This is a genomic window from Aequorivita echinoideorum, assembly GCF_018476645.1.
Lineage (GTDB): Bacteria > Bacteroidota > Bacteroidia > Flavobacteriales > Flavobacteriaceae > Aequorivita > Aequorivita echinoideorum.
Genome location: NZ_JAHCTB010000004.1, coordinates 416,634 through 431,158 on the forward strand (window position 1 = coordinate 416,634; position 14,525 = coordinate 431,158).

General features: G+C 36.6%; 15 protein-coding genes. 8 read left to right on the forward strand and 7 right to left on the reverse strand.

Features of this window, described 5'->3' with window-relative positions; translation table 11 throughout:
- Positions 1–47: 47 nt before the first annotated feature.
- The 4 genes from lpxA to KIV10_RS11225 form a co-directional block, all read right to left on the reverse strand.
- The gene (gene lpxA, locus KIV10_RS11210) at positions 48–833 is read right to left on the reverse strand and encodes an acyl-ACP--UDP-N-acetylglucosamine O-acyltransferase (protein ID WP_214113674.1); all 786 of its coding nucleotides are present in this window, start codon (positions 831–833) and stop codon (positions 48–50) included.
- Complete coding sequence (locus KIV10_RS11215; RefSeq protein ID WP_214113676.1) at positions 834–2,240, reverse strand: bifunctional UDP-3-O-[3-hydroxymyristoyl] N-acetylglucosamine deacetylase/3-hydroxyacyl-ACP dehydratase; 1,407 nt, start codon at positions 2,238–2,240, stop codon at positions 834–836.
- The gene (lpxD, locus tag KIV10_RS11220) at positions 2,233–3,258 is read right to left on the reverse strand and encodes a UDP-3-O-(3-hydroxymyristoyl)glucosamine N-acyltransferase (RefSeq protein ID WP_214113678.1); all 1,026 of its coding nucleotides are present in this window, start codon (positions 3,256–3,258) and stop codon (positions 2,233–2,235) included. Before lpxD ends, KIV10_RS11215 begins: the two co-directional genes overlap by 8 nt.
- Before the next feature lie 108 nt (positions 3,259–3,366).
- Positions 3,367–4,596, reverse strand: a complete 1,230-nt coding sequence (locus KIV10_RS11225; protein WP_214113679.1) for an HD domain-containing protein — start codon at positions 4,594–4,596, stop codon at positions 3,367–3,369.
- Between the two features lie 108 nt (positions 4,597–4,704).
- Here KIV10_RS11225 and porX point away from each other — a divergent pair, with 108 nt between their 5' ends.
- The 6 genes from porX to KIV10_RS11255 all read left to right on the forward strand — a co-directional run bounded on the left by porX (position 4,705) and on the right by KIV10_RS11255 (position 10,154).
- A complete protein-coding gene (gene porX, locus KIV10_RS11230) occupies positions 4,705–6,252 on the forward strand; it encodes a T9SS response regulator signal transducer PorX (protein ID WP_214113681.1) in 1,548 nt (515 codons plus the stop codon).
- Positions 6,253–6,332: 80 nt separating this feature from the next.
- The gene (gene tsaE / locus KIV10_RS11235; protein WP_214113684.1) at positions 6,333–6,746 is read left to right on the forward strand and encodes a tRNA (adenosine(37)-N6)-threonylcarbamoyltransferase complex ATPase subunit type 1 TsaE; all 414 of its coding nucleotides are present in this window, start codon (positions 6,333–6,335) and stop codon (positions 6,744–6,746) included.
- 264 nt (positions 6,747–7,010) lie between these two features.
- Positions 7,011–7,523 carry a hypothetical protein gene (locus KIV10_RS11240; protein WP_214113686.1) on the forward strand — a complete coding sequence of 171 codons (513 nt, stop codon included), beginning with the start codon at positions 7,011–7,013 and terminating at the stop codon, positions 7,521–7,523.
- A 447-nt stretch (positions 7,524–7,970) separates the two neighbouring features.
- Positions 7,971–8,504, forward strand: coding sequence for a hypothetical protein (locus tag KIV10_RS11245; protein ID WP_214113688.1), 534 nt, complete (start codon positions 7,971–7,973; stop codon positions 8,502–8,504).
- Positions 8,505–8,562: 58 nt separating this feature from the next.
- Entirely contained in the window at positions 8,563–9,762 is a 1,200-nt protein-coding gene (locus tag KIV10_RS11250) for an alanine dehydrogenase (RefSeq protein WP_214113690.1), read from the forward strand.
- A 14-nt stretch (positions 9,763–9,776) separates the two neighbouring features.
- Positions 9,777–10,154 (forward strand): DUF4258 domain-containing protein, encoded by a 378-nt coding sequence (locus tag KIV10_RS11255; protein WP_214113692.1) that lies wholly within the window; start codon positions 9,777–9,779, stop codon positions 10,152–10,154.
- Between the two features lie 2 nt (positions 10,155–10,156).
- On the opposite strand, the gene KIV10_RS11260 is transcribed toward KIV10_RS11255, so the two are convergent.
- Positions 10,157–11,332 (reverse strand): proline dehydrogenase family protein, encoded by a 1,176-nt coding sequence (locus KIV10_RS11260; RefSeq protein WP_214113832.1) that lies wholly within the window; start codon positions 11,330–11,332, stop codon positions 10,157–10,159.
- Positions 11,333–11,414: 82 nt separating this feature from the next.
- On the opposite strand from KIV10_RS11260, the gene aroB reads away from it, so the two are divergent.
- The gene (gene aroB / locus KIV10_RS11265; RefSeq protein WP_214113694.1) at positions 11,415–12,476 is read left to right on the forward strand and encodes a 3-dehydroquinate synthase; all 1,062 of its coding nucleotides are present in this window, start codon (positions 11,415–11,417) and stop codon (positions 12,474–12,476) included.
- A 77-nt stretch (positions 12,477–12,553) separates the two neighbouring features.
- Positions 12,554–12,847, forward strand: a complete 294-nt coding sequence (locus KIV10_RS11270; protein WP_214113696.1) for a hypothetical protein — start codon at positions 12,554–12,556, stop codon at positions 12,845–12,847.
- 69 nt (positions 12,848–12,916) lie between these two features.
- Here the strand turns inward: KIV10_RS11270 and KIV10_RS11275 are convergent, their stop codons facing one another.
- Entirely contained in the window at positions 12,917–13,471 is a 555-nt protein-coding gene (locus KIV10_RS11275) for a type 1 glutamine amidotransferase domain-containing protein (protein ID WP_214113697.1), read from the reverse strand.
- Between the two features lie 102 nt (positions 13,472–13,573).
- Positions 13,574–14,521, reverse strand: a complete 948-nt coding sequence (locus KIV10_RS11280; protein ID WP_214113700.1) for a YihY/virulence factor BrkB family protein — start codon at positions 14,519–14,521, stop codon at positions 13,574–13,576.
- Positions 14,522–14,525: the final 4 nt, after the last annotated feature.

Consider the following 14,525-nt stretch of genomic DNA (forward strand, 5'->3'; position numbering starts at 1 on the left):
ATATAATGTGTTTTGACTTAAATTTATTTGAAATATTTTTTTGAAATTTAATTTGAATTGAAATATCCCTTCATAATTCCACGCTTCGAATTTTTAATGAATTGAAGAATTTCATCGCGTTCCGGGGTTGCTTCCATTTCGGCCTCAATAATTTCCGAAGCTTGGGAGGTATTATAATTTTTCTGATATAAAATGCGGAAAATATTTTGGATCTCAGTAATCTTATCTGAAGTAAAACCACGGCGCCGAAGGCCAATGGAGTTGATGCCTACATAACTTAAAGGTTCGCGAGCGGCCTTCACATAAGGGGGCACATCCTTCCGAACAAGGGACCCACCCGTTACAAAAGCATGGTTGCCAATCATGCAAAATTGGTGAACCGCCGTCATTCCAGCCAATACCACGTGGTCTCCCACGGTAATGTGTCCGGCCAGTGTACTGTTGTTTGAAAATATGCAGTTATCTCCCACAATACAATCGTGCGCAATGTGGCAATACGCCATAATCCAACAGTTTTTGCCGATCACAGTTTTACCTCGATCTACCGTTCCACGGTTTATGGTAACATATTCACGAATAGTTGTACCATCACCAATTTCAGCCGTTGTATCCTCATCCTTAAATTTTAAGTCCTGTGGAATGGCAGAAATTACGGCACCCGGAAAAATATTGCAATTTTTACCGATTCTTGCCCCTTCCATTATGGTTACGTTGCTACCAATCCAGGTTCCCTCACCGATTACAACATTATTATGAATAGTTGTAAAAGGTTCAATCACAACATTTTTGGCTATTTTGGCGCCCGGATGGACGTATGCAAGTGGTTGATTCATCTATAGATTTTTTGTTTTGACCATTTGTGCCATCAATTCTGCTTCTGTTACAAGTTTATCGTTAGCATAGGCATTCCCGCTCATATGTACAATTCCACGGCGGATGGGCGACATCAGTTCCAATTTAAAGATTAATGTATCGCCCGGATTTACTTGTTGCTTAAATTTCACATTATTTATTTTCATAAAAAATGTTAGATAATTTTCAGGGTCCGGCACAGTACTCAATGCCAAAATACCGCCAGTTTGTGCCATCGCCTCCACAATTAAAACGCCAGGCATTACTGGTGCGCCGGGAAAATGACCAACAAAAAATGGTTCATTCATGGTTACGTTTTTCAAACCAACTACGTGGCTGTCTGAAAGCTCCATAATCTTGTCAACCAATAAAAATGGAGGCCGGTGTGGCAGCATGGCCATAATTTGATTTACATCTTTGATTGGTGGCTGGTTGATATCAAACTTAGGTATTTTATTTCGGCTTTCCTGTTTTATAATTTTTGAAAGTTTTTTGGCAAACTGTGTATTTACAAAATGCCCCGGCTTATTGGCAATCACTTTTCCGCGAATGCGCATTCCTACCAAAGCCAAATCCCCAACAACATCAAGCAATTTATGACGCGCGGCTTCGTTGGGATGGTGCAATGTCAAATTATCTAAAATCCCGTTCGGTTTTACTGAAATAGTATCCTTCCCGAAGGCTTTTCGCAATTTATCCATTGTGCCCGAGGAAAGTTCCTTGTCAACATAAACAATTGCATTGTTTAAATCTCCACCTTTAATAAGGCCGTTTTCAAGAAGCATTTCAATTTCATGAAGAAAACTGAACGTACGTGCGTCTGCTATTTCCTTTTTGAAATCTGATATATGCTGAAGTGACGCATTTTGGGTTCCCAAAACCTTGGTTCCAAAATCCACCATTGTTGTTATCTGATATTCATCAGCAGGCATCAAAATAATTTCGCTGCCGGATTCTTCATCCAAATATGAAATAACCTCCTTCACCACATATTCTTCCCTTGGCGCATGCTGCTCGACAATTCCAGCCATTTCAACAGCTTCAACAAAGAATTTTGAGGAACCATCCATAATGGGAGGTTCGGAAGCATTTAATTCCATGATGCAATTGTCAACCTCAAGCCCTACCAACGCCGCCAGAACGTGTTCCGACGTTTGGATCTTTACACCTCGTTTTTCGAGGTTTGTTCCTCTTTGGGTGTTTACCACATAGTTGGCATCTGCCTCAATGGTGGGATTTCCTTCCAAATCAGTACGGATAAAACTATAACCGTGATTTTCAGGTGCTGGTTTAAAGGTAATGGTAACCTCCTTACCTGTATGGAGCCCAACTCCCGTAAGGGATATTTCCTTAGCTATAGTGCGCTGTTTTACCATGCATTCATTCATTTTCAAGTTTTTTTTCAAAAATATTAAACCTCTCCATTATTTTGGGAAGGTTTTTAAAATGTACATAACTTTTATTGAAATCGGAATAATTTAGAGCCGGAGTACCCTGGACGCTTTCATTATCCTTTATACTTCGGCCTATTCCACTCTGTGCTTGAATTTTTACGTTGTCGCCAATTACAATGTGTCCGGCAATGCCTACTTGGCCGCCGATCATACAATTTTTTCCAATTTTTGAAGAACCGGCAATGCCCGTCTGGGCTGCAATCACAGTGTTTTCCCCAATGGAAACATTGTGTGCTATCTGAATTTGATTGTCAAGCTTTACCCCTTTTTTAATGATCGTAGAGCCTAACGTGGCGCGATCTATAGTGGTGCCTGCACCAATGTCAACAAAATCCTCAATAATTACATTACCAGTCTGCGGAACTTTACTGTACTCCCCTTTTTCATTTGGGGTGAAACCAAATCCATCAGCGCCCACGACAACGCTGCTGTGGATGACGCAGTTATTGCCGATAATGGTTTCTGAGTATATTTTTGCACCCGTAAAAAGAGTAACATCATTCCCGATAACCACATTGTCTCCTATATATACATTCGGATAAATTTTTACATTTTGGCCGATTGTAACATTTTCACCAATATATGCAAATGCACCTATGTAGATTTTATCACCATACGTAGCGCTTTCCGAAATAAAAACCGGGCTTTCAATCCCGGTCTTGTTCATTTTCACTTGATTGTAATATTCCAATAATTGTGAAAAAGCCTTGTATGCATTCTCTACGCGAATAAGCGTAGTACTCAATTTGTTTTCAGCGTTGAAGTCTTTGCTTACAATGGTTATGGAAGCCTGTGTGGAATATATGTAATGTGTATATTTTGGATTTGCCAAAAATGTTAAGCTACCTTCGCTGCCTTCTTCAATTTTTGCAAGTTTTGAAACCTCAACGCCTTCATCTCCATCAACGGTTCCGTTCAAAATTCCTGCTATTTGGGCTGCTGTAAACTTCATTAGTGGTGGTTATTTTAATTCGGACAAAGCAGCATTGTATTCTTAATTGAATGAACAATATGAACTTGTTGCTCGGTTTTCATTCCTGCAAAAATAGAAAAAAAGGATTTAGTATTTGTTTTTTGGAAAACAGAGATAATATTTAATCACGGTTTTGCTTAGCGCTTCTAAATTTAACTGGTCGCTTGCCGCGGCTACATCAACAATTTTTCCAGATTTTGTGAGCATATTTATATTGTCCCTATCTGTTCTGTACGCCTGATTTTCCATTGCGCCCGTAAATACAAAAAAGGATGCTTCCTCTAATGAAAGGGTATACTTCTTCATAAAATTTTCTTTTTTCGCTAAAATTTTTTCTTCGGAAAAATGGGTTGATCGCACCTTAATTTTAAGCAGATTGCGGTTTAAAATCATTAACGATAGATTTCTCAAAACAAAATCATCGTTTTCGGACCATACTTTCATTGCGGCAATAATATCAGTATCGTCCAATTTAGCGAAGGTATCCAAAACTTCCTCTGAAAAATTTCTGGCATCAATTTTATTCTTCAGAAAAAAAGATAAAGCAGAGCTTGCAGGCAAATTAATGCCCTGTTGAGTAATTTGCTTTGCGCGTTTTAGCAGCCTCAATAAAAGCTGCTCTGCAACAACACCAGTTTTGTGGAGGTAAACCTGCCAATACATTAACCGTCGGGCAATCAAAAATTTTTCAACTGAATAAATTCCCTTGTAATCCACAACCAGATTGTCGTTTTTCACATTAAGCATAGCGGTAAGCCGCTGCGAGTTTATATTGCCTTCGGGAACGCCTGTATAAAAACTGTCGCGGCGCAAATAATCCAACCGGTCCATGTCCAATTGCCCGGAAACCAATTGATGGAGAAATTTTCGATCATATTCATCTTTAAAAATGGAAATTGCCAACGTCAATTTTCCTTCAAATTTACGGTTGAGCGCTTCCATAAAATAGATTGAAATATGCTCGTGGTTAACGCCCTCCACAATGCTGTTTTCCATAGCGTGGGAAAACGGACCGTGGCCAATATCGTGGAGCAGAATGGCAACGTACAAGGCCTCTTTTTCTTCTTCAGAAATTTTAATGCCCTTGTTGCATAGTGTCTGCACGGCGTTCTGCATCAAAGACATAGCACCAAGTGCGTGATGGAAACGTGTATGGTGGGCACCGGGAAAAACCAAATAGGAAAGCCCCATCTGCGAAATTCTTCGCAGTCTTTGAAAATATGGATCATTGATCAATTGAAACAGCAACTTCCCGGGAATGGTAATAAAACCGTAGATAGGATCGTTTATAATCTTGAGCTTGGAAGGGTTTTTCAAACTTTAACTTTTATTTATTAGCCGCAAAATTTTTTTGAAATAAATCGGGTTTAATTTTGAAAAAAAAATTGCAAGAAGCAGCATTTTTTCACGAACAAATATACATATATGAGCGATATAAAAGTACTTTGGGTAGATGATGAGATAGATTTACTGAAGCCACACATATTATTTCTTGAAAATAAAAATTATAAAGTAACCACCGCGCAGAGTGGCTCTGAAGCTTTAGAGGAAATAAAAAAGGAAACTTTTGATATCGTTTTTCTTGATGAAAATATGCCCGGCCTTACGGGTCTGGAAACTTTGGCCGAAATAAAGGAGCAACAAGCTTCCCTTCCTGTGGTTATGATAACCAAAAGCGAAGAGGAATACATTATGGAAGAGGCAATTGGATCTAAGATTGCTGATTATCTCATAAAGCCCGTAAATCCCAATCAAATTCTTTTGAGCTTAAAAAAGAATTTGGACCACTCGCGGCTAATTTCTGAAAAGACAACATCAAACTACCAGCAGGAATTCAGAAAAATTGCCATGGATCTTTCTATGATCAATAGTCTTGATGGCTGGAAAGAGCTGTATCAAAAATTGGTCTATTGGGAATTGGAACTTGAGGATATAGAGGATTCCGGGATGTTTGAAATTTTGGAATCACAGAAGATTGAAGCCAATAACCAGTTTTTCAAATTTATAAATAAAAACTATCCTGACTGGTTTAAGCAAGATGATGCCCCTACGATGTCCCACACACTTTTCAAAAACAAAGTGGTGCCGGAAATTTCCGAAGGACAATCCACGCTATTGGTGGTTATAGACAATTTACGTTTTGACCAATGGAAAGCTTTTGAACCTATTGTTGCGAATAGCTATAAGAAAATATCGGAAGAAATGTACAGCAGCATTCTTCCCACCGCGACCCAATACGCACGAAATTCCATTTTCTCCGGATTAATGCCGAGTGAAATGGAAAAGTTGCATCCTAACTTTTGGTTGAATGATACAGATGAAGGTGGAAAAAATATGCACGAAGAAGATTTTTTGGCAGCCCAATTGAAGAGACTGGGCTTGGATCTTAACTGGAGCTATCATAAAATTTCTAGTTTAAAGCAGGGTAAAAAGTTAGTTGAAAACTTCAAAAGCCATAAAAATGAAGACCTAACGGTAGTTGTCTATAATTTTGTTGATATGCTTTCACATTCCAAGACGGAAATGGAAGTGATCAAGGAATTGGCCTCCAATGATAAATCCTATAGATCCCTTACCCAAAGTTGGTTTAAGAACTCTCCCCTGTTGGAAATAATTCAACAAGCAGCCCGATTAGGATTTAAATTAATTATCACCACAGATCACGGCACCATAAATGTTAAGAATCCTTCCAAAGTTATTGGAGATAAAAATACCAGCCTCAATTTAAGGTACAAAACCGGGAAGAGTTTAACCTATGAAGAAAAAGAGGTGTTAGCCGTTAAGGATCCCAAGTCCATCCATCTGCCTACTATAAATATGAGTAGCTCATTCATATTCGCAAAAGGAGATTATTTCTTTGCCTATCCCAATAATTATAACCATTACGTAAGTTATTACCGGAATACCTATCAACATGGAGGTGTATCTTTGGAAGAAATGATTATTCCATTTGCCGTAATGATTCCAAAATAGAAATTAAAGCAATTTACACTTTATCCTGTTTTAATGCATTTGTTGGATAAAATTATTATATTCGTACCGCCCTTTAACATATGGAATTAACCTATACCCATAACGAATTGCCAGAAGTTGCTAGAAAAGTAATTGAAATGGCAGATTCAAAAACCTACCTGTTTTACGGAGAAATGGGAGTGGGTAAAACAACCCTCATAACCGAAATAACAAAACAACTCGGTTTACAATATCCCGCTTCCAGTCCCACTTTTTCAATTGTGAATGAATATGAGCTCGAAAATGAGAGTATTTATCATTTCGATTTTTATAGGATAAATTCCGTTGAAGAAGCATACGATTTTGGCATTGAAGATTATCTAAGTAGCAATAACATTTTATTAATTGAGTGGCCAGAGAAAATTGGCGATTTAATTACAAATGATTATAATCATATTACTATAAAAAAGAATAAAAACGGAAGTAGAACTTTAAACTTAACGCCTGTGAGATAGCATTGTATAGATAAATAAACATTTTTTTAGTTACTTTAAGTTGTTTGCCCCAAATCGCAAAAAATATAAAGCAGGGTTTTCTTTTGCAAAAAATTTATAAAGTTAACTCAAAAAAAGTTAAGATATTTTTCTTTTTTCAGTTTATGTTTGAAGCATTATTAACCTCACATAAAACATATAATATGAAAACTGTAAAATCTTTATTTATCGTAGCAATTTTATCAATCGGAACATTTGCATCTTGCACTCCAGAAAGCATCCAGGATGAACAAGCTCCACAACAAATCAAAAAAAGCGATATCATCATACCTAGTAACGGGTAGTATTATTGCGCTAATTATAGCGGCATCACCTTATATTTTTTATTCATATACAAGTTTCCCACAAGAAAAAACGTGGGAAACTTTTTTATTTACATATACCGCAAATTGGTACCAGAAAGTTCAAGTGTCTGCTTGGACAATGATGGGTAAATTTGTTCCACTGTTTCTTTTAATAATATGGTTTATAACCTGTAAGCATTGGTGGTACCACACCATTCTCATTCCCATTGGAATGTTTGCATTTCAACTTTTTAGTGTATTCAATGATGACGTAGGAATTACTGATGAAGTTGAAATCTGGTGGTTATTTCCCATAATGTTGGTGATAGTTCCATTCGTATATCTTATAAAAGCAAAACTTTCGCATAATCTTACAAAAGATGATCTGAAAGATTTTGAAAAGGAACTAGGCTCTAATAAGGGTTTTTGGCAGTCTTTTAAAGATTTATTTTAAGCTCCCCAAATCGATTAAAATTTAATACGTAACTTAGTCGCAGCCATTTTCTACACGAATCTGAATTTTAAGCATTTTGGGAAATACCTCGCTCCCATTACTTTCAGAAGAAAATGGAAAATTTATCATAAAGTATTTTACTGACAAAAAACTAATGTTAAACCACTAAATCTACTGGTAGTATAAGTTTATGAACATTTACCGATTGCTTAAAACATTAAGAAATTAATGTTTTAGTGATATTAATTCAATAATTGATGTATTTAATTACGGAAAAACTTGTAAAGATACAATTAACATAATTAAGCATCATAAGTTTTTTCATAGTAAGTTTGAACCATATTAACCTCACAAAAACTTACAAAATGAAAAACTCAAAGTATTTTATCGCACTAGCAATTTTTGCAACCGGATTATTCGTTTCTTGTACTCCAGAAAGTATTCAAGATGAACAAGCCCCCCAACAAATCGACCCATGGACGGTCACTCCTCCGAGACAAGGATAAAAAAAGCCTAATTCAAGGTGGGCTAGTAGTTTTTATTATAGCCATCACACCTTTTCTTTATTATTTATATGAAAGTTTCCCAATCGATTCACAAGTTTGGGAAACTTCTTTTTTTACCCTATCCACAAAATATCCCTCCTTGTATCAATATGCTTGGTTTTTAACCGGTAAGATTATTCCTGTAATACTGCTCTTAATGTGGTTTTTTACCTGTAAACATTGGTGGCATTGGATTATTTTGGTCCCTCTTGCAATGTACATCTTCCAGCTTTGGGGCGTAATTAATCAAAGTAGAAACCAAGACGAGGTCGAAATTGTATATTTAATTCCGCTTATGATGGTGATCATACCGTTTGTATATTTAATTAGGGCGCGTTTATTCAATAAAATTAGAGAAGATAATTTAAAAACATTTGAAGAAGAACTACTTCAGAAAAGAACTTTTTGGCAACAAATAAAAGATCTTTTTAGATAGAAAAATCGGCGTCAATCTTTAAAATATTATGTAAATTGATATTGCCAATTGTAAAAACATGACCAAGCCAAAATCCCCTTTTTCCAAATCCCAATTATTACCTCAAGAAGAAACACTTGAAATAGCTCGCGAAAAAGGAAATTTATTTATTGGAATACCCAAAGAAACCCATAGCCAAGAGAAAAGAATTTGCCTTACACCCGATGCCGTTAATGCAATTGTAAGCAATGGCCATAGAGTTTTAATTGAAAACGGAGCTGGTAATGAGTCTGGATTTTCGGACAAAGAGTATTCAGATGCCGGAGCTAGCATGACTGCAGATACAAAAAAAGTTTTCGGTTGTCCCATGGTACTGAAGGTGGAACCACCAACACTCAATGAACTGGAAATGATTAAACCGAAGACGGTTCTTATTTCTGCATTACAGCTAAAAACCCGCAAGAAATCTTATTTTGAAGCGCTAGCTAAAAGAAAGATTACAGCCTTAGCTTTCGAATTTATTAAAGATGAAGACCATAGCTACCCTGCTGTTAAAGCATTGAGCGAAATTGCAGGTACAGCTTCTGTATTGATCGCGGCAGAATTGATGGTAAATGCTAAAAAAGGAAACGGTCTTCTTTTTGGAAACATTAGCGGCGTCCCTCCCATTGAAGTGGTAGTTATTGGTGCCGGGACGGTGGGTGAATTTGCCGTGCGATCCGCTTTGGGTCTCGGGGCAAACGTAAAAGTTTTTGACAGTTCGATTACAAAATTGCGAAGTATTCAAACCAATGTAAATAGAATTTTATATACTTCTACCATTCAGCCCAAAAATTTGATGAAAGCGCTTTTACGGTGTGATGTTGCCATAGGTGCTGTTCGTGGACATAACCGTGCACCCATCATCATTACTGAAGATATGGTAAAAAATATGAAAAAAGGTGCCGTCATTATTGATGTCTGTGTAGATATGGGTGGATGCTTTGAAACAACCGAAACTACTTCACACGATAACCCTACCATAATAAAACATGAGGTAATTCATTATGGAGTGCCAAACATTCCGGCAAGATATCCAAAAACCGCATCCATTTCCATCAGCAATATCTTCACTCCCTATATTTTGGAAATCGCGGAAAGTGGTGGCTTGGAAAATGCAATTCAATTTGATAAGGGTTTGAAGAATGGTTTGTACTTTTACCGCGGAATTTTAACGAACAAAGCCGTTGCAGATTGGTTTGATATGCCACACAGCGACATTAATCTGTTCATTTTCTAATTTTTGAATCACAAATGAAGTTTATTTACAGGTTAGCCTACTTTTCCGTTGGGCTTTTTTTAGGAATTGGGATTTTATTTTTCATTTTAAGCGGAAAGAAGACATCCTGTGCTTATGGGCCAGAATCCAGAACACTTAAGAATATTCGGCTAAAACCTCGCGCATTTTCGGAAGAAGCGATGGATTTTTTCAATAAAAAGAATATTGATACAGCTTCTGTTTCAGAATTATTGGTAAATGGCGATGTACTTTTCTCGGAAAGCAACATAAAGCCGGAAGATTGCAAAGAATATGTTGTAGAAGGCGAATATTCAGATAATAATTTAAAAATTTACATCGAAAATTGTGAAGAAAAAGCCACAATTTTAAAGGCAAAACTTCTACCTAAGTAATTCTAAAGAATATTTCTCCGGACCCTTTCCTTTTTCAGTAAAGTCAGTTCCCTGCTTGTTTGCCCCGCCACTGATGTATTTTCTTCCGCTCTGCGTATAAGGTATGGCATTACATCCTTAACAGGACCAAATGGAATATACTTGGCTACGTTGTATCCCTCCTTCGCCAAGTTAAACGTAATATGATCGCTCATTCCGTAAAGTTGGCCGAACCAAACCCTTCTATCTTCTTCATCAATCCCTTTTTCTTCCATCATTTGCATGGCCAAATATGTACTGGATTCATTATGGGTTCCAATAAATAAAGAGATATCATCCAGATTTTCTAAAATGTATTCAACAACAGTGTTAAATAAATCGTCCGTAGCTTTTTTGCTGATGCATATTGGCGATAAATATCCCTTTTCAATGGCGCGGTCACCTTCCTTTTCCATATATGCACCCCGCACAACTTTAAATCCAAGTTTATAACCCTTGTCCTTTGCACGCTGGTGTGCTTTTTTCAAATAATTAAGCCTATCCCAGCGGTAGCACTGTAATGTGTTAAATATTATTGGCTTCTGCTTATTATATTTTTCCATCATCTTTTCGCAAAGGTCATCTGCCGCATCCTGCATCCAGGATTCTTCCCCATCAATCAATAAGCTTATATCACAATCAGAAGCGGTTTTTGCTACACGATCGTACCGTGTTTGAATATTTTCCCATTGTTTTTCCTCCTCCGGCGTCAATTTTTCTTTTTCAGTAATTTTTTGCCAAATCTTGAATCTCCCAAGACCCGTAGGCTTAAAAACTGAAAATGGCATCGCCGGTTTATTTTTTGAAAATTGGGTAAGCTCCATAACCTTTGCGGCAGTAGCATCAAATTGGGCATCTTCCTCTTTTCCTTCCACGGAATAATCCAATACCGAATAAACATTGGCATCGTACAGATTATCCACCGTATCCATACAGTCCCGCTCATTTATTCCACCACAAAAATGATCGAAAACCGTTCGCTTTATAAGCCCTTCCACGGGAAGATTTAAATTTAGAGCCACTTTTGTGATAGCGGTACCAATCTTCACCAATGATTCTTTTGAAATCATTTTGAAAAGAAAATACGCACGTTCCAGTTGTGAATCACTCTTCAATTGAAATGCGGTCTTTGTATTATCGAACAAGGTGTTTCGGCTCATATATTTTTTTAAAAATGTGTACAAATATACTTAGTTTTGAATTCTGAAAAAACGAGATAGACAATCATTTAGTCCCAATAAAATGGATATTGAAAAAGGAACAGTTCTTAAAAATGAGGAGGGTTGGCTTGCGCTGGAAAAATTTCTTCTGAAGAAAAAACCTTCCAAGATTTTTATACTTGCAGATGAAAACACGAACATGCTGTGCACGCCTCTTTTCAAAAATAAACTGAAGATTAAAATTCAGTTCGAGGTCCTTACTATTCCCACAGGAGAAAAATATAAGAATATTGATAGCTGCCTGACGATTTGGGAAAAACTTTCTGAAAAAAATGCGGATAGAAATTCGCTTATAATCAACTTGGGCGGCGGGATGATTACGGATATTGGCGGTTTCATAGCATCCACTTTCAAGCGCGGTATAGAATTTTTAAATATTCCCACCTCGCTCCTTGCCATGGTGGATGCATCGGTAGGTGGAAAGAACGGCGTGGATCTGGGACCTGTGAAAAATCAAATTGGGGTTATTAACAACCCTTTATTCGTACTAGTTGAAATGGATTTTTTGAAAACGCTCCCGAAAGAACAGCTACTCTCCGGTTGGGTTGAAATGCTGAAACACGGATTGATTTATTCTGAAAAATATTGGAATGAAATGCAATCGCTCAATTTTGAAAATAATGAAGCATTAGAAAATGGAATATGGGAATCCATCAGAATTAAAAAAGAAATTGTCCAGAAAGATCCGTTTGAAAAAAACGAAAGAAAAACCCTTAATTATGGACATACGCTAGGCCATGCCATTGAAGCTTATTTTTTGGAAAATGCCGAAAAATCAACACTTTTACACGGCGAGGCAATTGCTATTGGCATCATTCTCGCAACGTATATTTCTCATAAAGAATTAAATTTCCCAAAAGATAAACTGAATGAAATTGCGCATCATTTCCAATCTTATTTTCCGAAGCAAAGTTTTTTCGAAGAAGATATAGCCAAGATTTTGAAATTTCTGATTTTTGATAAAAAAAATCAGAATGGAAAGGTTTTATTCGTTTTGTTGAAAGATATTGGAAACTATAGAACCGACTGTGTTGTTCCCAATTCCACCATTTTCAAAGCATTTGATTTTTATAAAAATTTCTAAAAAAATTCTTGGAAATAGGCTTATGTCTTTTATTTTTGAATAGTTTTATAAACCAACCCAAACGCCTTAATTTAATAATGAAGAGAATAATTGTTGATTACAGAAAGTTAACCCCAGAGATACTTTCACTTTTAGTTGAAAAATATCCTGACGGATATGATGATGACCACGTAGTGACTTTTAAAAACGCTAAAAATGAGACGGTTGAGGCCGTGGAAGTACGAACTGAAGACACAGTTTTTTTAGTAAAAGTAAGTTCAAGATTAGAAACAACTATGGCAAATTTTGATGAAGAAGACTATGATGATGCAGACTTCAACGAGCCAATTAGTGAAATTCCGGACAAGAAAAAACTGGACGAAGAAGAATAAAATATTCAGTTTTCAGCATTAAAAAAAGAGGCCATCAAGGCCTCTTTTTTTATTTCAATGAAATTAGAACTATGCGTGTTGCAATTCATGTTTTCCTTCTTTTATTTCTTCAATAAGCTTTGAATTGAAGGCTGGCAAATCATCGGGGTTTCTACTGGTTACAAAGCCTTCATCTACCACAACTTCTTCGTCAACCCAATTTGCACCGGCATTCACCAAATCAGTTTTTATAGAGTTGAAAGAAGTTAGTTTTCTACCTTTTACCACTTCCGCAGAAATCAAAATTTGTGGTCCGTGGCAAATAGCTGCAACTGGTTTTTTCTGTTCAAAGAAATCTTTCACAAATTGTAGGGCGTTGTCATTTCTTCGCAATTTATCGGGATTTATGACGCCACCGGGTAATACCAATGCATTATACTGTTTAGCATTTACGCTATCAAGTGTTTTATCAACACTGTACTCGTTGCTCCAGTTTCCGTCTTTCCACGCCTTAATTTTACCGGATTCTTCACTCACAATATCTACTTGAAAGCCTTCTTTCTCCATCGCTTCCTTTGGTGATTTAAGTTCAGATTCTTCAAAGCCATTTGTAGCTAAAATTGCAATTCTTTTGTTGGTTTCCATAATAATTTTATTTTTTATTTAGCCTAAAATTACTCTGTTATGATCGTTTTCCCAACCCGTGTACATTAATGTTTTGCTAATCTTTGTTAATGATAAACAAAATCAATTATTCATTAAGGATTCGGCTTTTTTTTTACTTTCTTCTACCTTTCTTTTGTATTCCCTCAACTCCTCGATTTCCTTTTCATAAGAAAGTGTTGCATTGCTTGTAGGTTCCACCGTAACATTGCGATGAAGCGCCCAATTTACTGTGAATTCGGCTCCAAAAAATAAAATGAGACACGTGTAATAAACCCAAGAAAGTAATAAAACCACACTCCCCGCTGCACCGTAAACGCTTGCCGGATCTGATTTGGCAAAATAAAATCCAATTAAATATTTCCCTACCAAAAACAATAATGCTGTCATGGATGCGCCAATTAAATTGGTTTTCCATTTTATTTTTACATCGGGTAATAGCGTGAATACAGCTGCAAAAAGTGCGGTAATAATAATTTGGGAAAAGATAAAATTTAAAACTTCAATCAAGTGTGAAGATAATTCAGAATAATAACCGCTTATGAATTCGCTTAAAGCATTGATTGCAGTAGTTATTACCAAAGAAATCAAGAGCAAAAGCCCAATGGCCAAAACCATTCCAAATGAGGTAGCTCGACGTTTTAAGGTATCAACAAAGGTATTTTTTTTGGCTCGAACGCTCCAAATATCATTCAATGCTTTTTGAAGTTGAAAGAAAACACCAGTAGCACCGAAAATCAACATACCAACCCCAAAGATTATAAACAAAACAGAACTTTCAGATAAGGATGCGTTGATAATCATTGCCTGGATCAACTCTGCACTCCCCTCGCCTACCAATCCGCTGATTTCTGAAGTAATTCTTCCTTCTACAGCCTCGCGCCCAAAAAATACCCCGGCCATGTGTACCGTAATTATTAAAAGCGAGGGAAGTGAAAAAAGAGCGTAATAGGCAATTACCGCACTTTTTACCCAAGGATCGTTTTTATCCCAGCTTATATAGGTATCTTTTAATAATTTTAAAAATTTCATAGAA